This window comes from Kitasatospora sp. CM 4170, assembly GCF_032110285.1.
GTDB lineage: Bacteria > Actinomycetota > Actinomycetes > Streptomycetales > Streptomycetaceae > Kitasatospora > Kitasatospora aburaviensis.
The window spans coordinates 3,701,943-3,722,226 of sequence record NZ_CP134877.1 but is presented as its reverse complement, the minus strand read 5'-3'; the positions used below and the strand labels follow the sequence as shown (position 1 = coordinate 3,722,226).

At 74.7% G+C, this 20,284-nt stretch carries 16 protein-coding genes, 1 tRNA gene, 1 pseudogene and 1 riboswitch; of the genes and pseudogenes, 14 read left to right on the top strand and 4 right to left on the bottom strand.

Going from position 1 to position 20,284, the window contains the following annotated elements; genetic code table 11:
* The 3 genes from RMN57_RS15525 to RMN57_RS15515 are packed head-to-tail and all read left to right on the top strand — an operon-like array spanning nt 1 to nt 4,573.
* Nucleotides 1-867: an FAD binding domain-containing protein gene (locus RMN57_RS15525; protein WP_313767835.1), complete on the top strand. Its 867-nt coding sequence runs from the start codon at nt 1-3 to the stop codon at nt 865-867.
* Nucleotides 864-2,249, top strand: coding sequence for a 2Fe-2S iron-sulfur cluster-binding protein (locus RMN57_RS37070; protein ID WP_380234017.1), 1,386 nt, complete (start codon nt 864-866; stop codon nt 2,247-2,249). The genes RMN57_RS15525 and RMN57_RS37070 overlap by 4 nt, the downstream gene beginning before the upstream one ends.
* Nucleotides 2,246-4,573, top strand: a complete 2,328-nt coding sequence (locus RMN57_RS15515) for a xanthine dehydrogenase family protein molybdopterin-binding subunit (RefSeq protein WP_313763987.1) — start codon at nt 2,246-2,248, stop codon at nt 4,571-4,573. The genes RMN57_RS37070 and RMN57_RS15515 overlap by 4 nt, the downstream gene beginning before the upstream one ends.
* A 139-nt stretch (nt 4,574-4,712) precedes the next feature.
* Here the strand turns inward: RMN57_RS15515 and RMN57_RS15510 are convergent.
* Nucleotides 4,713-4,787: transfer RNA gene (locus RMN57_RS15510), tRNA-Cys, on the bottom strand.
* Between the two features lie 268 nt (nt 4,788-5,055).
* Nucleotides 5,056-5,121, top strand: a riboswitch (guanidine-III (ykkC-III) riboswitch).
* 44 nt (nt 5,122-5,165) lie between these two features.
* Between RMN57_RS15510 and RMN57_RS15505 the strand changes: the two genes are divergently transcribed.
* Nucleotides 5,166-5,480, top strand: a complete 315-nt coding sequence (locus RMN57_RS15505) for an SMR family transporter (protein ID WP_313763986.1) — start codon at nt 5,166-5,168, stop codon at nt 5,478-5,480.
* A 117-nt stretch (nt 5,481-5,597) separates the two neighbouring features.
* Nucleotides 5,598-7,034, top strand: a complete 1,437-nt coding sequence (locus tag RMN57_RS15500; protein WP_313763985.1) for an MFS transporter — start codon at nt 5,598-5,600, stop codon at nt 7,032-7,034.
* Between the two features lie 2 nt (nt 7,035-7,036).
* On the opposite strand, the gene RMN57_RS15495 is transcribed toward RMN57_RS15500, so the two are convergent.
* The gene (locus RMN57_RS15495; protein WP_313763984.1) at nt 7,037-8,347 is read right to left on the bottom strand and encodes a hypothetical protein; all 1,311 of its coding nucleotides are present in this window, start codon (nt 8,345-8,347) and stop codon (nt 7,037-7,039) included.
* A gap of 390 nt (nt 8,348-8,737) precedes the next feature.
* Here RMN57_RS15495 and RMN57_RS15490 point away from each other — a divergent pair, with 390 nt between their 5' ends.
* From RMN57_RS15490 to RMN57_RS15480, 3 genes are read left to right on the top strand one after another with little or no spacing between them, the layout of a single operon-like run.
* Complete coding sequence (locus RMN57_RS15490) at nt 8,738-9,382, top strand: class F sortase (RefSeq protein WP_313763983.1); 645 nt, start codon at nt 8,738-8,740, stop codon at nt 9,380-9,382.
* Nucleotides 9,379-10,695: an alpha/beta hydrolase-fold protein gene (locus RMN57_RS15485; protein ID WP_313763982.1), complete on the top strand. Its 1,317-nt coding sequence runs from the start codon at nt 9,379-9,381 to the stop codon at nt 10,693-10,695. Before RMN57_RS15490 ends, RMN57_RS15485 begins: the two co-directional genes overlap by 4 nt.
* Nucleotides 10,692-13,286: a rhomboid family intramembrane serine protease gene (locus RMN57_RS15480; RefSeq protein WP_313763981.1), complete on the top strand. Its 2,595-nt coding sequence runs from the start codon at nt 10,692-10,694 to the stop codon at nt 13,284-13,286. The genes RMN57_RS15485 and RMN57_RS15480 overlap by 4 nt, the downstream gene beginning before the upstream one ends.
* Nucleotides 13,287-13,339: 53 nt before the next feature.
* Here RMN57_RS15480 and RMN57_RS15475 read toward each other — a convergent pair whose 3' ends face one another.
* Nucleotides 13,340-13,855, bottom strand: coding sequence for an SsgA family sporulation/cell division regulator (locus tag RMN57_RS15475; protein WP_313763980.1), 516 nt, complete (start codon nt 13,853-13,855; stop codon nt 13,340-13,342).
* Between the two features lie 321 nt (nt 13,856-14,176).
* Between RMN57_RS15475 and RMN57_RS15470 the strand changes: the two are divergent.
* The 5 genes and pseudogenes from RMN57_RS15470 to RMN57_RS15450 all read left to right on the top strand — a co-directional run bounded on the left by RMN57_RS15470 (nt 14,177) and on the right by RMN57_RS15450 (nt 18,828).
* Nucleotides 14,177-16,009 (top strand): annotated as a pseudogene (locus tag RMN57_RS15470) (DEAD/DEAH box helicase).
* 257 nt (nt 16,010-16,266) lie between these two features.
* The gene (locus tag RMN57_RS15465) at nt 16,267-16,512 is read left to right on the top strand and encodes a TM2 domain-containing protein (RefSeq protein WP_313763979.1); all 246 of its coding nucleotides are present in this window, start codon (nt 16,267-16,269) and stop codon (nt 16,510-16,512) included.
* Nucleotides 16,513-16,514: 2 nt separating this feature from the next.
* Nucleotides 16,515-16,958, top strand: coding sequence for a DUF2752 domain-containing protein (locus RMN57_RS15460; protein WP_313763978.1), 444 nt, complete (start codon nt 16,515-16,517; stop codon nt 16,956-16,958).
* 375 nt (nt 16,959-17,333) lie between these two features.
* On the top strand, nt 17,334-17,984 hold the full coding sequence (locus RMN57_RS15455; protein ID WP_238862803.1) for an IclR family transcriptional regulator: 651 nt from the start codon (nt 17,334-17,336) through the stop codon (nt 17,982-17,984).
* A 37-nt stretch (nt 17,985-18,021) separates the two neighbouring features.
* Nucleotides 18,022-18,828, top strand: a complete 807-nt coding sequence (locus tag RMN57_RS15450) for a S16 family serine protease (protein ID WP_313763977.1) — start codon at nt 18,022-18,024, stop codon at nt 18,826-18,828.
* Nucleotides 18,829-18,953: 125 nt separating this feature from the next.
* On the opposite strand, the gene RMN57_RS15445 is transcribed toward RMN57_RS15450, so the two are convergent.
* Nucleotides 18,954-19,499, bottom strand: a complete 546-nt coding sequence (locus tag RMN57_RS15445; protein ID WP_313763976.1) for an Lrp/AsnC family transcriptional regulator — start codon at nt 19,497-19,499, stop codon at nt 18,954-18,956.
* A 200-nt stretch (nt 19,500-19,699) separates the two neighbouring features.
* Here RMN57_RS15445 and RMN57_RS15440 point away from each other — a divergent pair, with 200 nt between their 5' ends.
* Nucleotides 19,700-20,227, top strand: a complete 528-nt coding sequence (locus tag RMN57_RS15440; protein WP_313763975.1) for a VOC family protein — start codon at nt 19,700-19,702, stop codon at nt 20,225-20,227.
* Nucleotides 20,228-20,284: the final 57 nt, after the last annotated feature.

Sequence of the window (20,284 nt, the reverse complement as noted above, 5' to 3'; positions counted from 1 at the left end):
ATGCTGCCGGCCTCCCTCGACGAGGCCGTCGACGCGCTGGCCGCTCACCCGGCCGCGGTGCCGGTGGCCGGCGCCACCGACCTGATGGAGGCCGTCAACGCCGGACGGCTCCGCCCCGCGGCCCTGGTCGGCCTCGGCCGGATCACCGAACTGCGCGGCTGGCGCTACGAGGACGGCGGCACCGCCGTCCTCGGTGCCGGGCTCACCCACGCCAGGATGGACCGCCCCGACTTCGCCGCCCTCATCCCCGCCCTCGCCGACGCCGCCCGCACCGCCGGCCCCCCGCAGGTGCGCAACGTCGGCACCCTCGGCGGCAACATCGTCACCGCCGCCCCGGCCGGCGACACCCTCCCGGTGCTCGCGGCCCTGGAGGCCACCGTCACCCTCGCCCGGGCCGGCGCCAGCCGCGAGGTCCCGGTCAGCCACCTGCTCACCGGCCTCGACCCGCTGCGCCCGGGCGAACTGCTCACCTGGGTACGCGTCCCGCTGCTGCACGCCCCGCAGGTCTTCCTCAAGGCCACCGGCCGCAGCGGCCCGGCCCGCGCCACCGCCTCGGTCGCCCTCGTGCTCGACCCCGCCCGGCGCGCCGTGCGCTGCGCCGTCGGCGCCGTCGCCCCGGTGCCGCTGCGCCCGCTGGAGGCCGAGGCCTGGGTGGCCGGGTGCATCGACTGGGACGGCAGCCGGGAGATCGACCCCGCCGCGACGGCCGCCTTCGGCGAGTACGTGGCCGCCGCCTGCGTCCCGGACAGCTACGGTGCCGAGGGTTCCTGGGAGGCCGTGACCGAGGGGCCGAGCGCGGCCGCCGTCCGGCTGCGGCGTACCGTATCGGTGCTGGCCCGCCGGGCACTGGGAAGGGCGCTGAAGTGACCACTGACCCCATCGAGACCCTCGACGCGGGCGCGTTCGACCACGCGCCGCAGGTCAGCCGCGAGCTGCGCCCCTGCGCCTCGTACACCCTGCGGGTCAACGGTTTCGAACGGCCCGTCACCGACGCCTGGATCGGCGAGAGCCTGCTCTACGTGCTGCGCGAGCGGCTCGGTCTGGCCGGCGCCAAGGACGGCTGCGAGCAGGGCGAGTGCGGCGCCTGCTCGGTGCAGGTGGACGGCCAGCTGGTGGCCGGCTGCCTCGTCCCGGCCGCGCTGGCCGCGGACAGCGAGATCAACACCGTCGAGGGCCTGTCGGCCGGCGGCGGCGCCAGCGACGTCCAGCAGGCGCTCGCCGAGTCCGGCGCGGTGCAGTGCGGCTACTGCGCTCCCGGCATGGCGATGGCCGTGCACGACCTGCTGCAGCGCAACCACCGGCCCACCGAGGTCGAGGCCCGGCAGGCGCTCTGCGGCAACCTCTGCCGCTGCACCGGCTACCGGGGCGTGCTGGCCGCGGTGCAGAACGTCGCCGACGCGCGCGCGGCCGAGGCCGAGGAGGCGGAGGCGGCGCTCACCGGGGCGGCGGCCGCCGACGGCGCCGATCCGGCCGCCGCGGAGGAGCCGGAGCAGCCGGCCGACCCGCCGGTGTACACCGACGAGGACGCCTGGATCGAGCACGTCCCGCAGCCGCCGGCCGAGGAGACCCCGACCACCGCGGGCACCGGCGTCGGCGTCGGCATGCAGTACGGCACCCCCGACGGCCTGGGCGGTTACGACACCGGCGTCTACGACACCGGGGTGCTGCCCCAGGTGCACGGCATCCCGGCCCAGGCCGGCGAGCCGTCCGGCTACTACCCGCAGCCCGGCTTCCCGGAGCAGGCCGGCTTCCCGGACCAGCCGGGCTTCGCCGAGCAACCCGGCTTCGCCGAGCAGGCCGGTTACCCCGAGCAGGCCGGCTTCCCCGAGCAGGCGGGCTACGCGCCGGCCGGGCCGGGCGGCACCCCGGCGCACGGCACCTACCTGCCCGGTGGCGGGCCGGAGGGCGGCTACCCGGAGCAGGGTTACCCGCAGCAGCCCGGTTACGAGGCCTCGCCCTACGACGGCCCGGTCTACGAGCCGACCCCGGCCCACGGCACCCCGGTCCCCGGCCCCGAGGGCGCGGTCTTCGACGGCACCGCGTTCAACGCCGCCGCCTTCGACGGCGCAGGGTTCGACGGCACCGGGTACGACGGCGCCGGGTACGAGGTCACGCCCGCGCACGGCACGCCGTACGTCCCCGCGCCCGCGTCCGGCGGCCCGGCCGAGGGCACCGCCCCCGCCGGCGTCCCGTACGGCGCCACCCCCGCCCACGGCATCCGGCTCCCCGAGGACGACCACGCATCATGACGTCGCCTACCGACATCGGCGCAGCACCCCAGCAGGACGGCGGCGAGGGCGGCGCACCGGAGCCGTTCGGGCTCGGCAGCTCCCCGCTGCGCAGCGACGCGCTGCCCAAGGCGCTCGGCATCTACCCGTACGCCGCCGACCTCTGGGCCGAGGGCCTGCTCTGGGGTGCGGTGCTGCGCTCGCCGCACCCGCACGCCCGGATCAGGGGCATCGACACCTCCGCCGCGCTCGCCCTGCCCGGGGTGCACGCCGTGGTCACCGCCGCCGACCTGCCGGAGGGCCCGGACGGCAGCCTCGACGGCGCACCGGCCGGCCCGATCGTCGCCGACCGGCCGATCCTGGCCGCCGGCGTGGTCCGCCACCACGGCGAGCCGGTCGCGGCGGTCGCCGCCGACCACCCGGACACCGCCCGTCTCGCCGTCGGCCTGATCGCCGTCGACTACGAGCCGCTGGAGGCCGTCACCGACCCCGAGCAGGCCTTCACCGCGGCGCCGCTGCACCCGGACGGCAACCTGTTCCGGCACCTGCCGCTGCGCACCGGGGACCCGGAGGCGGCCGGCGAGATCGTGGTCGAGGGCCTCTACCAGGTCGGCCGGCAGGACCCGGCGCCGCTCGGCGCCGAGGCCGGCCTCGCCGTGCCGCGCCCGGACGGCGGCGTGGAACTGCACCTGTCCTCCACCGACCCGCACGGCGACCGCGACCGCACCGCCGGCTGCCTCGGTCTGGAGCCGGACCGGGTCCGGCTGGTGGTCACCGGCGTGCCCGGGGCCACCTCCGACCGCGAGGACCTCTCCTTCCAGGTCACCCTGGCGCTGCTCGCGCTGCGCACCGGGCGGCCGGTGAAGATGACCCTCACCCGCGAGGAGTCCTTCCACACCCACACCTCGCGCCACCCGGCGCTGCTGCGCTACCGCCACCACGCCGACGCCGAGGGCAAGCTGGTCAAGGTCGAGGCGCAGATCCTGCTGGACGGCGGCGCGTACGCGGACGTCTCGGCCGAGGCGCTGGCCGCCGCCACCGCGTTCTCGGTCGGCCCCTACGTCTGCCCGAACGTCTTCGTGGACGCCTGGGCGGTGCGCACCAACAACCCGCCGGCCGGCCGGATGCGCGGCGAGGGTGCCCTGCAGGCGTGCTTCGCCTACGAGTCGCAGCTCGACCAGCTGGCCGCCCGGGTCGGCGTGGACCCGGTGGAGATCCGCCGCCGCAACGCGATGGCCACCGGCGACCCGATGCCCACCGGACAGGCCGTCACCTGCCCCGCACCGGTGGCCGCACTGCTGGACGCGGTCTCCTCGGAGCCGCTGCCCGCGCTCCCGGTGGACGACCCGGACGCCGAGTGGCTGCTGCCGGGCGGTCCGGGCGGCGCCGGAGACCCGGCGGCGGTGCGGCGCGGCATCGGCTACGCGGTCGGCATGGTGCACATGCTGGGCGCCGAGGGCGAGGACGAGGTCTCGACCGCGACGGTGCGGGTCAGCGGCGACCACGCCACGGTGATCTGCGCCGCCGTCGACTCCGGCCAGGGCTTCGCCACGCTGGCCCGGCAGATCGTGCAGTCGGTGCTGGGCGTCAGCGAGGTCTACATCGCCCCGGCCGACAGCGACCAGTCGATCGCCGGCCCCTCCGCACGCGGCCGGCACACCTGGGTCTCCGGCGGTGCGGTGGAGCGGGCCGCCCTGATGGTCCGCCACCAGCTGCTGCAGCCGATCGCCGCCAACTTCGGGATGTCGGCCGAGCTGCTGCAGATCGCCGACGGCAAGATCACCTCCTACGACGGGGTGCTCGGCATGCCGGTCGCCGAGGCGCTGGAGGGCAAGGAGCTCTGGGCGACCGCCCAGTGCCGGCCGCACCCGACCGAGCCGCTGGACGAGGCCGGTCAGGGCGACGCCTTCGTCTCGATCGCCTTCTGCGCGATGCGGGCGGTGGTGGACGTGGACATCGAGCTCGGCGCGGTCCGGGTGGTGGACGTGACGGTCGCCCAGGACGTCGGCCGGGCGCTCAACCCGCGTCAGATCGAGGACCGGATCGAGGCGGGCGTCGCCCAGGGCGTCGGTCTGGCCCTGCTGGAGGACCTGCGCACCGAGGGCGGCCTGCTGGTCAACCCCTCGCTCACCGGCTACCGGATGCCGACCTCGCTGGACACCCCGGAGGTGCGGATCGCGGCCCTGCTGGAGGAGCGGGACGTGGTGGCCACCTTCGGCGCCAAGGCGGTCAGCGCGGTGCCGGCCGTGGTCGCCCCGGCCGCGGTGGCGGCGGCCGTCCGTGCGGCCACCGGGCTGCCCGTCGGCCGTCTGCCGATCCGGCCCGAGGACGCCGTCACGGCCTGAGCGGGCCGGGCCGGGCGGAACCGCGCCCGGCCCGCCGCCCCTTCCGGCCCGCCTTCAGCCGGCCGCCGCGGGAATTCCGGGAATTTGCACGACGAATTGCCGGCCGGCGCATTTCGCGCCGACCGGCAATTCGCATTCGTGGAGGCCATGACGGGATTCGAACCCGTGTAAACCGCTTTGCAGGCGGTCCCCTGAACCACTCGGGCACACGGCCGTGGGGTCGAGCTGGGGCGGAGTCGGGCGGAAGCGCCCCGGGGGCTGGACTGCGGGCGCGTTCAGGCGCAGCGACAGCAGCGACAGGCGCGACAACAGCGGGGAGCCGCGGCACAGGCGCGGGGCGCAGCGGGGGCCACCGTCTTCCTGTCCATTTCCGACTCCTGTCGTCGTTCGCCGTGTTGGTGAATTCATCTTCGCGGACGCCGTGGCGGACCGTCAATATCCCTTTGTAAATTCTGTATGGCGGACTGTGCTACGGTCGGAAGCAGGTGGTCGTCATTCGGCCGCCCCGGACGAGCGCGTCGTACCCGGTGACGACAAGACGGCGCAGTACAGCGGCAACCCGGCCGCTGCTGACTGCGGAGGTCCGATCGCCATGGCGTGGCTCGTTCTGATCGTCTCGGGTGTCCTGGAGACCGTCTGGGCGGTGGCCCTGGAGTCCTCCAAGGGCTTCTCCCGGCTCGTCCCCACCCTCGTCTTCGGCATCGCGCTGGCCCTGAGCATGGGCGGTCTGGCGTACGCGATGCGCTCGATCCCGATCGGCACCGGTTACGCGGTCTGGGTCGGCATCGGCGCGGTCGGCACGGCCCTGTACGGGATGGCGGTGCTGGGCGACGCGGCCACGGCGGCGCGGATCGGCTGTCTGCTGTTGATCGTCTCCGGCGTGGTGGGCCTCAAGGCGCTGCACTGACCCGGCGACCGGGTCCCGGCCCGCACGGCCGGGCGCCGTTTCCCGGGCCCGGCGGGTAGTCGATCAAGGCCTGAAAGTCAGGGGTCATTCGATCGGACGGGTCTTACGATGTTACGTATGACCACAGCCTCCCCCACCTCGGTCGACGCCGTTCCGACACCCAGCGAAGAGACCGACCAGGGCGGGGTGCTCGGCGGCCCCTACCGGGCGCTGACCCTGGGGATCGTCTCCGTGGTCCTGCTGCTCGCCTTCGAGGCGACGGCGGTCAACACCGCGATGCCGGTCGCCGCCCGCCAGCTGGACGGCCTGGGCCTGTACGCCTTCGCGTTCTCCGGCTACTTCACCACCACGCTGTTCGCCCTGGTCGTCTCCGGCCAGTGGTGCGACCGGCGCGGGCCGCTGCAGCCGCTGTTCACCGGCATCGCGGTGTTCGGCGCCGGCCTGGTGGTGGCCGGGGCGGCGCCCGGGATGTGGGTCTTCGTCGCCGGGCGCGCCGTCCAGGGCCTGGGCGGCGGCCTGGTCATCGTGGCGCTGTACGTCGTGGTCGGCCGGGCCTACCCGGAGCGGCTGCGCCCGGCGGTCTTCGCGGCCTTCTCCGCGGCCTGGGTGCTGCCCTCGATCGTCGGCCCGGTGGTCTCCGGCGCCGTCACCCAGCACCTCGGCTGGCGCTGGGTCTTCCTCGCCGTCCCGGTGCTGATCCTGCTGCCGCTCGCGGTGATGGGCCCGGCGCTGCGGCGTTCGGAGCGGGCGCAGCCGGTGGCGACGAGCGCGGGCTTCGACCGCCGCCGCACCCTGCTGGCGGCGATGGCCGCGGTCGGCGCGGGCCTGCTGCAGTACGCCGGCCAGCGGCTGGACCTGCTGGGGCTGCTCCCGGCGGTCGCCGGGGCGGCACTGCTGGTGCCCGCGGTGCTGGGGCTGCTCCCCGCCGGGACGCTGCGGGCCGGGCGCGGCCTGCCGACGGTGATCCTGCTGCGCGGGGTGGCGGCGGGGGCGTTCTTCGCGGCGGAGGCCTTCATCCCGCTGATGATGGTCACCCAGCGCGGCCTGTCGCCGACGCTGGCCGGGCTGACGCTGACCAGCGGCGGGCTCTCCTGGGCGCTGGGCTCGATGCTGCAGGGGCGGCCGGGTGCCGAGCGGTACCGCGAGGCGATGATCCGCGGCGGGTTCGTGCTGACCGCGGTGGCGATCGCGGGGGCGGCGCTGGTGCTGGTCCCGGCGGTGCCGGCCTGGGTCGCGGCGGCGGCCTGGGGCGTCGGCGGGATCGGGATGGGCCTGGCGGTGGCGAGCATCAGCGTGCTGATGATGCGGCTCTCCGCGCCGGAGGACGCCGGGGCCAACTCGGCCTCGCTGCAGATGAGCGACGCGCTCGGCAACGTCCTGCTGGTCGGACTAGCCGGGGTGCTCTTCGCGGCGCTCGGCGGCGGCTCGGTGGCCGCCGCCCAGGAGGGCACCGGGGGCGCCGGCTCGTCCGGCGCGTTCGCGGCGATCTTCCTGACCATGACCGGGGTGGCGCTGCTGGGCGCCCTGGTGTCCGGCCGGGTGCGGAAGGCCTGACGTCACTTCCCGCCGGCGGGGACGTCCGCGGTCGCCGGGGCGGTCGTGGCGGCGCCGGTGGCGGCCGGCCCGGGGGAGCCGAGGAACGCCTCCCAGCCGCCGGCCGGGGCCTGGCCCTGGGCGAGGCCCTGGAGCTTGCGCAGCACCGCCGGGTCCTGGGCGTCCAGCCAGTCCACCAGCTGGCGGAAGGAGACCAGCCGGACCTCGGGCCGGCCGGCGATCACCTTGAGCGCGTCCTCGACGGCGTTCATGTAGATGCCGCCGTTCCACTGCTCGAAGTGGTTGCCGATGATGTACGGCGCCCGGTTGGTGGTGTACGCCCGCTCGAAGCCCATCAGGTAGGAGTCCCGGGCCTGCGCCTGGTACGCCGGGTGGAGCGCCGGGTCCGCCTTGGTGTTGCTGCCGGACTGGTTGAACATGATGTTGTAGTCCATCGACAGCACCTGGAAGGTGTGCCCGGGGAAGGGGATGGACTGCAGCGGGAGGTCCCAGAGCGCCCCGCCCTGGATCTTCTGCGGCCAGACCTGGGTGCCGTTGCCGCTGCTGTCGTAGCGCCAGCCGCGCTTGGCTGCGGTCGGCAGCAGGTTGCGCTGGCCCTCCAGACACGGGGTGCGGCTGCCGATCAGCTCCCGGCGGTAGTCGAAGGGCAGCGCCGGCAGGTCGGTGAAGCCGGTGTTGGTCCGCCAGTTCATGACGAAGTCCATCGCCTGCTGGATCTCGCTGTCCCACTCCTCCGGCGACCACCTGCCGACGCCGGTGGCGCCGCAGAAGTGGCCGTTGAAGTGGGTGCCGATCTCGTGCCCCTCCATCCAGGCGGCGTGCAGGTTCTCCAGCGTGTCGCGGATGTGCTGGTCGCTCAGGTAGCCGATGTCGGAGGCGCCGACCTTGTGCTGCGGCGGGCGGTAGAGGTCCTTCTTGGACTCCGGCAGCAGGTAGAGGCCGCTCAGGAAGAAGGTCATCGACGCGTTGTGCTCCCGGGCGAGCCGGCGGAACCGGCCGAACAGGCGGTTGTCCAGCTCGCCGGCGCCGTCCCAGGAGAAGACCACGAACTGCGGCGGGCGCTCGCCGGTCTTCAGCGGCTCGGCGGTGGGCTGGCGGGGCTGCGGGCCGGTGTCCGAGGTGGAGCCGTCGCCGATCAGGGTGGCCGGGGGCTTCGGGGTGTCGCCCGCTCCGTCCTGGTCCGCCGCGGGGTCGGCCGGGACCGGCGCCGCCTTCCCGCCGGAGCTCCCGCCGTTCCCGGCGCAGCCGGCCGCGAGGGTGGCTGCGGTCGCCGCGCCGGCGGCCAGCAGGGTCCGACGGGAGAGAGCGTCCATGGTCACTCCGTTCGTGGGGTACCGTCGCCCGGGCCCGTTCGGACAACTGCCCGGTCAGACAAGTGCGGTGATAGACCTTTGAGCGGGGTCAGCATGGCATGTGGGCGTGATCAGTCGTTGATTCACCACGAATGATCGGAATCGATCGCCCGATTGATGCAACCGGATCGGCGTCCGACGTTGTCGATGGACATGCGGAGCGGGCCTGGCGGCCGCTGCTCCCTCCGGGTGATCGCCGTCCTGGTCGGAGCAGGCTCGGGACTCGCGACCCTGCCGATCGGCGGGTGCCGGTACGACCATCGTATGGATGTGCCATAAAGTCCGGTCCGGTTGAATTGTTCCCAGGAAACTCCCAGGAACAGTCAAGACGTCGGCAGAGGGGAGCGCCGGGTGGGCGCCCAACAGAGCAGGAGTCCCTGGCCGGGCACCCTGGCGATCGGCGCCGCGTTCGTGCTCGGCGCCTGGCTGCTGCACGACGGCGGCCGGCTCGCCCTGCCGCCGGTCCCGGCCGCGGGGCAGGCGCTCTCGGGCTTCGCCCCGGTCTCCGTCGTCCCCCCGCTCGGGCCCTCGGTGCCGACCCGGATCCGGATCCCGTCCGTCCGGCTCGACGCCCCCGTCACGGCCCTCGGCCTGGACGGGGAGGGCCGGCTGCAGACGCCGCCGGAGAGCGACCGCAACCTGGCCGGCTGGTACCGCGGGGGCGCCGCCCCCGGCCAGCGCGGCACCGCGATCATCGCCGGCCACGTGGACAACCGCAGCGGTCCCGCCGTCTTCTACCATCTTGGGGCGCTGCACCGCGGCGACCGGATCGAGATCGTCCGCGAGGACGGTGCCACCGCCGTCTACCAGCTCTACGCCATCGAAGTGCACGACCGAAAGGACTTCCCGGACGACCGGGTGTACCGCCAGGCCGCCGACGCCCAGCTCCGGGTGATCACCTGCGGCGGCGGGTACAGCGAGGAACACGGCTACCAGGGGAACGTGGTGGCCTACGGCTTCCTGGCCGACACCACCCGGCCGGGGAAGAACGTATGACCACCACCGAGCTCGCCCTCAACTGGAACCCGATCGACTGGCCGCTCACCCACGGCCCGATCCCGTACGCCGTCCTCGGGGCCGGCTGGATCGCCGTCGCCGCGCTCGCCCTCTCCCGCGACCGGCGCTGGCTGAGCCTGCGCCCGGTCGGTGCGGTGCTGCTCGGCGGCGCCCTGACCGGCCTGGTCGAGGCCGTCGTCGACGGCTGGTGGCACCCGTTCCCCGAGGGCCTGCCCCACTACGTCATCGGGTGGATCGCGCTCGCCCTGTTCGGGATATCCCTGGCGGTCTTCCGCGCTCCGCTGCTCTCCCGCCGGCACCGGCTCTACGCCGCCGGCGGCGCCGCCCTGGTGGTGCTGGCGGCGGCCTCCCAGGTCAACCGCGGCTTCGACCAGTACCCGACCGCCCGGACGATGCTCGCGCCGAAGACCCAGGCACTGACCGCCGGCCACGCCTCCGACACCGTCACCACGCCGCCCGACCGGGCGCTGGCCGACGTGTGGCAGGCCCCGCCCGGCCTCCCCGCCAAGGGCACCGTCTCCAACACCCGGATACCCGGCACCAAGTCCGGCTTCGAGACCCGCGACGCCTACGTCTACCTCCCGCCGGCCTACCAGGCGAGCCCCCGGCCGCTGCTGCCCGTCATGGTCCTGCTGCCCGGCCAGCCCGGCGCCCCGTCCGACTGGATCACCTCCGGCGCCATCCAGGACACCCTGGACGCCTTCGCCGCCGAGCACCACGGCCTGGCCCCGATCGTGGTCGTCGCCGACCCGACCGGGGACTCCTGGACCAACACGCTCTGCCTGGACTCCCGGATCGCCAAGGCCCACACCTACCTGGCCGAGGACGTCCCGGACTGGATCCACAGCCGCCTCCAGACCGCCACCGGCCGCACCTCGCTGGCCGTCGGCGGGCTCTCCCTCGGCGGCACCTGCTCGCTCCAGCTGGCCGTCAACGCGCCCCAGGTGTACGGCACCTTCCTCGACATCTCCGGCCAGTCCGAGCCCACCCTCGGCAGCCACTCCGAGACCGTCGCCAAGGCCTTCGGCGGCGACGAGGCGGCCTTCGCGGCCGTCGACCCGCTGCACCTGATGGCCGCCCGGTCGTTCCCGGACACCGCCGGCGTCTTCGTCGTCGGCGCCAACGACCCGGACTTCCGCCCCCAGCAGGAGAAGGCCTTCGAGGCCGCCAAGCAGGCCGGGATGGCGGTCGACTACCAGACCCTGCCCGGCGGGCACAGCTGGTCCGTCTTCCGGGGGGCCTTCGAGCAGAACCTGCCCTGGCTGGCCAAGCGGATGGGGCTGATCCGGTGATCCAGCTCGGCACGGCGCCGCTGGGCTCCGCGGAGCGGCGCGCCCCATCCGTCCCGGCACAGCCCGGACCCCGGCCCACCCCGCACCCCTCCTCGAAGCCCGCCCCGCAGCCCGGGCCCCGGTCCACCCCGCGGGCCGGCCGGCGCCACGCCGCCCGGCTGGCGGGCCGGATCGCCGGCCGGCTGCGCGCGGCGCCGCTCACCCTGACCCTGCTCGGCGTCCTCTGGGCGGTCGGCGGAGCCACCGGCGCCCTCGCCCACGGCCCCTCCCGGGAGCTGCTGGCCCGGATCGGCGTCGGCCTGCCCACCCTCGCCGAGGGCCGCTGGTGGACGCCGTTCACCTCGCTGATCTGGTGCTCCAGCACCGGCTCGTACGTCTTCACCAGCCTGCTGCTGCTCCTGGTCGGCCCGGTCGCCGAGCGGCGGCTCGGCCGGGCCCGCACGCTCGCCGTGCTGGTCGGCGGGCAGCTGCTCGGCACCCTGCTCGGCACCGGGCTGGTCGCGGTCGGCGCGCGGGCCGGCGAGCAGTGGACCGCCGCCGTCGCCGACCAGACCGCGTGCGGCCCGGCCACCGGCCTGTTCGCGCTGGCCGGGGTGCTCGGCTTCCGGCTCAGCGTGCTGTGGCGGCGCCGGCTGCACCTGCTGGTGGTGCTGGTCCCGCTGGTGATGACCCTCTACGTCGGCCACCTGCAGAGCGTCCAGCGGTTCGCCGGCGCCCTGCTCGGCCTCGGCGCCGGCGCGCTGCTCGCCCGGGGCCGGCGCCAGCGCAGCCCGCTGCGCTCCTCGCACACCGAGACCCGGGTGCTGGTCGCGCTCTGCCTGGTGGCGGCCGCCCTCGGGCCGCTGATCGCCTCGCTGTACGACAACGCCACCGGGCCGTTCAACACCTTCTCCGAGCTGTACTTCTCGCACCGGCTCACCACCGACGAGATCGCCGAGTTCTGCGCGCTCTCCGCACACGACTGCGCCCGCGCGCACGCGGTCGAGCGGATCTTCGACACCCCGGGCCGGCTGATGGCTGCACTCTTCCCGGCCCTGCTGCTGGTCCTCGCCGAGGGCCTGCGCCGCGGGCTGCGGCTGGCCTGGCGGATCACCGTGGCCACCGAGCTGCTCTGGGTCGCGCTGCTGGTCTGGCTCTTCACCGAGGCCGGCACCACCGGCGGGGGCGTGCTGCAGTACTTCGTCGAGGCGCTGCTGCTGCCGCTGCTCACCACCGTCCTGCTGCTGGCCACCCGGCAACGGTTCGGCCTGCGGCTGCCCGGCGCGGTGCTCGCCCGGCTCGGCGTGGTGCTCGGCGGGGCGCTGCTGGTCGCCTCCGCCGCGTACGCGGGCCTCGGTGCGGCCGCGGCCGCACAGTTCGAGCCGTCCGCGAGCTTCCGCGGGCTGCTCGCCGGCCTGCCCGCGCAGTTCCTGCCGCCCGCCTACAACGACCTGCTGCCCGACTACCCGATCGCCGTCGGCCCGTTCGCCCGGCTGCTGGAGGCCAACTGCGGCCTCGCCTTCTGGGCGGCCGCGCTGGCCGCGCTGCTGGTGACCTTCCGCCGCCCGGTGGTGCACACCGACGCCGCGGACGCCGCCCGCGCCCGGGCGCTGCTCACCGCGCACGGCGGCGGCACCCTCTCGTTCATCTCCACCTGGGACGGGAACCACTACTGGTTCGACGAGGAGGGCCGGGCCGCCGTCGCCTACCGGGTGCTCTCCACCGTGGCGCTGACCACCGGCGACCCGTTCGGCGAGCCGGAGGCCCGCCGCCGCGCGGTGGCCGGCTTCGCCCGGTACTGCGACGCCCGGGGCTGGACGCCGTGCTTCTACAGCGTCACCCCGGAGACCGAGGCCGCCGCCGGGGCGCTCGGCTGGCGCTCGCTGCAGGTCGCCGAGGACACCGTGGTCGCCCTGCCGCAGCTGGCCTTCACCGGCCGCAAGTGGCAGGACATCCGGACCGCGCTCAACAAGGCCGGCAAGCAGGGCATCACCGCCGAGTGGTGGGCCTACCGCGACGCGCCGCTCGCGCTGCGGGACCAGATCCGGTCGATCTCGGAGGAGTGGGTCTCCGAGAAGGGCCTGCCCGAGATGGGCTTCACCCTCGGCGGGCTGGAGGAGCTGGACGACCCGGACGTCCGGCTGCTGGTCGCGGTCGACGCCGACGGCACCGTGCACGGGCTGACCAGCTGGATGCCGGTCTACGAGGACGGGGCGCCGGTCGGCTGGACGCTGGACTTCATGCGCCGGCGCTCGGACGGCTTCCGCGGGGTGACCGAGTTCCTGATCGCCTCGGCCGCCCTGGGCTTCAAGGAGGAGGGCGCGCGCTTCCTCTCGCTCTCCGGCGCGCCGCTGGCCCGCTCCGGGCAGGAGGCCGCGCCCACCGGGCTGCAGCGGATGCTCGACTGGATGGGCCGGGTGCTGGAGCCGGTGTACGGGTTCCGCTCGCTGCTGGCGTTCAAGGCGAAGTTCCAGCCGGAGTACCGGCCGCTGTACATGGCGTACCCGGACCCGGCGGCGCTGCCCAGCATCACCCGGGCGATCGGCAAGGCGTACCTGCCGCACCTGACGGCGGCGCAGGGGGTCCGGCTGATGCGCCGGCTCTCGGCCTGAGCCCGGCTGGCCCCCGGGGGCCGGCCTGCCGGGCCCCAGGGCCCCGGCCCGGCTCAGCCGAGCAGCTCGGCCAGCGCCCGGTCGGGGTCCAGGAACAGGTGCTCCTCGCCGTCGGGGACGACCACCCGGCTGCGCCAGAGGAAGCGCCGCAGGTCGGTGCTGTCGAACTGGATCAGCGCGGTGCCCTCGGGCGCCCGCAGCTCGACCATGGTGCGCCGCCCGGTCGCGGGCCGGATGTGGACGTCGCCGAGGCCGGCGGGCAGCTCCAGGCCGGCCGCCAGGAGGTGACGGGCGAAGACCCAGACGATGTCCCGGCCGCCGTCCGGGTCCGGCCCGTCGCCGGGCCCGTCGGCCGGTGCGTCACCCGGTGCGCCGGCCGGCCCGTCACCCAACCCGTTGCCCCGCCCGTCGTCGCCCCGCTCGTCCAGCGAGAACTCGGCCGGAAACGCCATCCGGACGGCGAGCGGGTCGTCCGGCCGGTAGGACAGCGTGACCCGCAGCCGGGCGGAGCGGTGGGTGGAGAGGATCAGACGGGCCTGGACGGTCTCGTCGACGGTGGGGGTGTGCACGGGGGTTCCCTTCTCGGTGCGGCGAGGCCTCGGCGACGGCTGTGGCGGGTGGGGCGGCCTCGCCCCTTGAGAGTCGTGCGGGAGGACGCTCTTACCCGGTTTCGCGGTTCGGTCGACGTGATCCACATCACATCGGTTTCCGGCCGCCGAATGCGCCCCGGCCGGCCCCGGGCGGGCCGGGCTTGGCCGCCCGATCGGCGCCGGGCCGGTACGCTGGGCGGGTTGCCCGATTGCCGCCAGACCGCGGTCCGGGGCCGCAATGACGCCTCTGACCTGCGACGATCCCCCTCGGAGACCGTGAGTACTGCCGCCGCCTCCTCGATGCCGCTCTTCTCCGACGTGACGGAGCCGCACGCGCCCGTCCGGGCCGTGGGCCAGGCCGCGTCGGCCTCCTCGCACCATCTCTCGCCGGCCTTCCCCGGCCGCGCCCCCTGGGGCACCGCCGGCAAGCTCCGGGCGTGGCAGCAGGGGGCGCTGGACAAGTACATCGAGACCCAGCCGCGCGACTTCCTCGCGGTCGCGACCCCGGGCGCCGGTAAGACCACCTTCGCGCTGACGCTGGCCTCGTACCTGCTGCACAACCACCTGGTGCAGCAGGTCACCGTCGTCGCGCCGACCGAGCACCTGAAGAAGCAGTGGGCCGAGGCCGCCGCCCGGATAGGCATCAAGCTGGACCCGGCGTACTCCTCCGGGCCGCTCTCCCGGGAGTACCACGGCATCGTGGTCACCTACGCGGGCGTCGGCGTGAACCCGATGCTGCACCGCAACCGGACCGAGGCGCGCAAGACGCTGGTCATCATGGACGAGATCCACCACGCCGGTGACTCCAAGTCCTGGGGCGAGGCCTGCTTCGAGGCCTTCGAGCCGGCCGCCCGCCGGCTGGCCCTGACCGGTACGCCGTTCCGCTCGGACACCAACCCGATCCCGTTCGTCCAGTACGAGGCGGGCGGCGACGGCATCCGCAAGTCGGTGGCCGACTACACCTACGGCTACGGGCACGCGCTGGCCGACCACGTCGTCCGCCCGGTGATCTTCCTCTCCTACAGCGGGAACATGCGCTGGCGGACCAAGTCCGGCGACGAGCTGGAGGCGCGGCTCGGCGAGCCGATGACCAAGGACCTGATCGCCCAGGCCTGGCGCACCGCGCTGGCCCCGCAGGGCGAGTGGATCCCGAGCGTGCTGCAGGCCGCCGACCGCCGGCTGACCGAGGTCCGCAAGGCGATCCCGGACGCCGGCGGCCTGGTGATCGCCACCGACCAGACCGTGGCCCGCGCGTACGCCAAGATGCTGCGCGAGATCAGCGGCGAGAAGGTCACCCTGGTCCTCTCCGACGAGGCCGAGGCGTCCAAGCGGATCTCCGACTACTCGGCCGGGACGTCCCGCTGGATGGTCGCGGTCCGGATGGTGTCCGAGGGCGTCGACGTGCCCCGGCTCTGCGTCGGGGTGTACGCCACCTCGATCTCCACCCCGCTGTTCTTCGCCCAGGCCGTCGGGCGCTTCGTGCGCGCCCGCAAGCGCGGCGAGACGGCCTCCGTCTTCCTGCCGACCATCCCGATGCTGCTGGGCTTCGCCAACGAGATGGAGCTCCAGCGCGACCACGTGCTGGACCGGCCGAAGAAGGAGGGCGAGGGCCTCTTCGACGAGGAGGACCGGCTGCTCGCCGAGGCCGAGCGGGCCAACGACGGGCCGGACGGCGCCGGCGGCGAGGAGTTCTCCTACGAGGCGATCGGCTCCGACGCGGTCTTCGACCGGGTGCTGTACAACGCCATGGAGTTCGGCATGCAGGCGCACCCGGGCAGCGAGGAGGAGGAGGACTACCTCGGCATCCCGGGCCTGCTGGAGCCGGACCAGGTGCAGATGCTGCTGCAGAAGCGCCAGCACCGCCAGATCCAGCGGAGCAAGGGCAAGCCGGCCGACGAGGCCGACCTGCTGGAGCTGCCGGCCGAGTAGCGGCCGGTCGTGACCCACCAGGAACTCCGCGAGCTGCGCAAGGAGTTGAACGCCCTCGTGGCGGCCTGGCACCACCGGACCAGCCAGCCGCACGGCACCATTCACAACGAGCTGCGCCGCCAGTGCGGCGGTCCGCTCACCGCGCAGGCCACCGCCAACCAGCTGAAGGCGCGGATCGCCCGAATCCGGGAATGGGCGAAGTAACGGTCCTTCGGGGGTAATCCGGCCCTATCCCGAAGGTCATATGACGTTCAGGTATACGCGAAGGATTTGTAGAGACACCCGGCCTGATCATCCGCTAGTGTTCCGCGTGCCGCGCCGCCTCCGGGCCGTCAAGCTGCGCTCCGCCCGGTTCGGGCGGCTGTCGCGGCCCCGGTGAGTCCGGCCGGCACCTCACCAGTCGAGGACGCGACCAACGCCGTCGCGCCCTCGGACCTGCCTTCACAAGGAGCACACCGAACGTGTCGTACCCGCCCCACGCCGCCCCGCAGCCCGAGCTGTCCGACAAGTCCAAGATCGTCGCGGGCATCCTGCAGCTCTTCCTCGGCGGGTTCGGTGTCGGCCGCTTCTACACCGGCCACGTCGGCATGGGCATCGCCCAGCTGCTGACCTGCGGCGGTCTGGGCTTCTGGGCCCTGATCGACGGCATCATGTTCCTCGTCAGCAACGACCGCACGGACGCCCAGGGCCGTCTGCTGCGCGGCTGACCTTGCGCCCACCGCGCACGGCGCGCCGCCCCGGCCACGACGGCCGGGGCGGTTTCGCCGTTCCCGCCCGGCTGCGCACGGCCCTGCCGCCGCTGGCGGTGGCCGCCGGCGGGCTGGCCGGCGCCGCGTACCTGTGGTCGCGGAACCCGCACCTGCCGGGGCAGGTGCTGCCGTTCTGCCCCTGGCGGAAGGTGACCGGCCTGCAGTGCCCCGGCTGCGGCGGCACCCGGCTGGCGTACGACCTGCTGCACGGCGACGTCGCGGCGGCCTGGCACGACAACGCGGCGCTGCTGCTCGCGCTGCCCCTGGTCGCGCTGCTCTACCTCACCTGGCTGCGGCACGGCCTGGCCGGCCGGAGCTGGCGGCCCGCGCTGGGCCGGGGCGGCACCGCCGCCGTGCTCGGCACCGCGGTGGCCTGGACGGTCCTGCGGAACCTGGCGCTCTGAGCCCCGCTGCCCGAGCCCCCCTCCGCGGATTGCGGGCACCCCCCTCCGGCCTGGTGTCCGGACAGCGGACTGTGTTCGAACTGGCGCCCCCACCCGGCTCATGGATTGTCTGCATTTGCCCGTATTTGGCGGCCGCCACGCAATTGATCATGACCGAATTTTGGACAACCACTTCCGCCGCGAGAATTCCTTCACTACCTTTCCCACACGCTCTCCCGCCGGGACACCCCCCGCGAGACGGGCTCCGCAGGACCGCCAGGGCGTCAAGGACGACACACCGCGGCCCGAGCGCGGCCACCCCACCTGCGCGCGACAACCGAGTCCCGGACCGGCGCCGCCGCTCCGGCGACCCCGCCGCGGAAAGGAATGCGCGTCGTGACTGCCGAGACCTCCCAGACCCTGGACCGTGGCGTCCGGGTCCTCAAGCTCCTCGCCGACTCCGAACGCGGGCTCACGGTGACGGAGCTCGCGGCCCGGTTGGCCGTGAACCGGACCGTCGTGTACCGGCTGCTGGCCACCCTGGAACAGCACGGGCTGGTCCGCCGCGACATCGGCGGCCGGGCCCGGGTCGGCCTAGGCGTGCTCCGGCTGGCCCACCGGGTGCACCCGCTGCTGCGCGAGGCCGCGCTGCCGGCACTGCGCAGCCTGGCCGAGGACCTCGGCGCCACCGCCCACCTCACCCTGGTGGACGGCAGCGAGGCGCTGGCCGTCGCCGTGGTCGAGCCCAGCTGGACCGACTTCCACGTGGCGTACCGGACCGGGCTGCGCCACCCGCTGGGGGAGAGCGCCGCCGGGCGGGCGATCCTGGAGGCGCGCGGCTTCCCCAGCCAGCGCCGTCCGGAGCAGGGCTTCGTCATCACCCGCGCGGAGGAGCAGTCCGGGGCGTGCGGTGCCGCCGCGGCGCTGATCGGGCTGAGCGGGATCGAGGGCAGTGTCGGCGTGGTGATGCTGAACGGCCTGGTCCCGGAGCGGGTCGGACCCCGGGTGGTGGAGGCCGCCACCGAGGTCGCCGACGCCCTGCGGTAGTGCCGGGCACGCCCCCGGGTGTGTTTGGATTTCCCCTGTGCCCGACACCAAGCTGCCCCCGGCCCTGACCGCCCCCCGGACCCGCGCGCTGGCGCTGTGCGGGGCGCTGATCGCCGCGCTGTTCGGTGTGGCGGCCTTCGTGCCGCTCCCGTACACGCTGACCTGGCCGGGCGTGACCGCGGACACCCTCGGCAGCTACCAGGACAAGCCGGTGCTCACCATCACCGGCGCGCCGGTGCGGACCCCCTCGGGCGAGCTGCGGATGGTCACCATCTCGGCGACCAACCCGGGGGAGAAGACCACCTTCTGGCGCTCGCTGCGGGCCTGGTTCGACCAGGACGAGGCGATCCGGCCGACCGAGACCGTCTACCCGCAGGGGGATCCGGCCAAGGCGGAGGAGGTGACCGCCCAGCAGATGGTCGAGTCGCAGGACAGCGCCACCGCCGCCGCGCTCTCCTACCTCCACCTCTCGCCGGACCAGGTGAAGGTGAAGGTCGACCTCGGCGACATCGGCGGGCCGAGCGCCGGCCAGATGCTCGCGCTGGGCATCGTCGACAAGCTGGCCGGCGACGGCAAGGGCGGCGACCTCACCGGCGGGCTGAAGGTCGCGGGCACCGGCACCATCGACGACCAGGGCGCGGTCGGCGCGGTCGGCGGCGTGCCGCTGAAGACCCAGGCGGCGGCCCGGGACGGCGCGACGGTGTTCCTGCTGCCGAAGGACGAGTGCGCGGACGCCAAGGTGAACACGCCCGCGGGGCTGCGGCTGGTGCCGGTGGGCACGCTGGGCGAGGCGGTCTCGGCGCTGGACGCGCTGCGCACCGGCGGGGCCGTCCCCAGCTGCTGAGCGGTGGCCGGCGTGCGCCCGGCCGCTGAGCCGTGGCCGGGGTGCGCTCCAGCCGCCGAGCGCCGGCCGGCGTGCGTTCCAACTGCCGAGCGCCGGCCGGGCGGGCCCCGTCCAGCCCGGCGCGGCTACTCCGCGGCGGCCTGGTCCACCAGCGGCAGGATCCGGTACGGGACCGGGTTCTCCAGCGCGATCGCGGTCGAGGACCGGACGATCCCGTCGAAGCCCACCACCCGGTCGATCACCCGCTGCAGATCGGCGTTGGACCGGGCCACGATCCGCACCATCATGTCCCCGCGCCCGGTGATCGTGTGCAGCTCCAGCACCTCCGGCACCGCCGCCAGGTGCGCCCGGACGTCCGCCCCCTGGCCCTGGGAGATCTCCAGGGTGGCGAAGGCCGTCACCGGGTAGCCCAGCGCGGCCGGGTCCACCTCCGGCCCGAAGCCGCCGATCACCCCCTTGGCCTGGAGCCGGTCCAGCCGCGCCTGCACCGTGCCCCGGGCCACCTGGAGCCGGCGCGAGCACTCCAGCACCCCGATCCGGGGCTCCTCGGCGAGCAGCCGGATCAGCCGGCCGTCCAGTGCGTCGATCGCGTCGTTGGTGCCGCCCGATGGCGTGGAAGACCCTTGCCCCTCAAGGGAGTCGGGGCTGATCGGGGAGTGGGCGGGGGGCATCGCGGACTCCGTCCTCCGGTGGGCATTCTGTACAGCGGCCGGTCCGATTCTCCCGCCCCGGCGCACACCTTGACCAGGAGGAAACGGAACAGTTGCGCGGCGGTCGGCTCGGCGCCACCCTCCAGCCACGCCCCTGTGCGCCGGGCCCCGCACCGGCTCCCGGGGCACACGTGGTCCCGTACGCCTACCGGGAGGCCGTCATGACCGACACCGCCGCCGAACCCGTGCTGAGCACCGCGGGCCGGGAGCCCGACCTCCTCCCGATGGGGCGCGCCGACGCGGTGGTCTTCGCGGTCGGCGACGCCGAGCGGGCGGCGCGCCGCTACGCGGGTGCGCTCGGCCTGCGCTGCACCGCCTACGCCGGGCCCGAGACCGGCGAGCCCGAGACCGTCTCGTACGTGCTGAACGCGCCGGGCACCCGGTTCGTCATCACCTCGCTGGTCCAGGTCATCGGGCCGCGCGGCCGGGAGCTCGCCTGGCACCTCGCCCGGCACGGTGACGGCGTGCTGGACCTCGCGGTCACCGTGCCGGACGTCTACTACGCCTTCGACTACGCCGTGGACCGCGGCGCCCGCGCGCTCGCCGAGCCGTACGAGACCGGGGACCGGTACGGGACGGTCGTGCTCGCCGCGATCGGGGTGCCCGGCGGCACCCGGCACACCCTGGTCGACCGGTCCCGCTACCGCGGCCCCTACCTCCCCGGGTTCGTGCCCTTCGAACGGTGGTGAGGGAGGGGCGCGAGCGGTGCGGGCCGGCGGCTCCGCGGGGCGCCGGCGGCCGGCGGG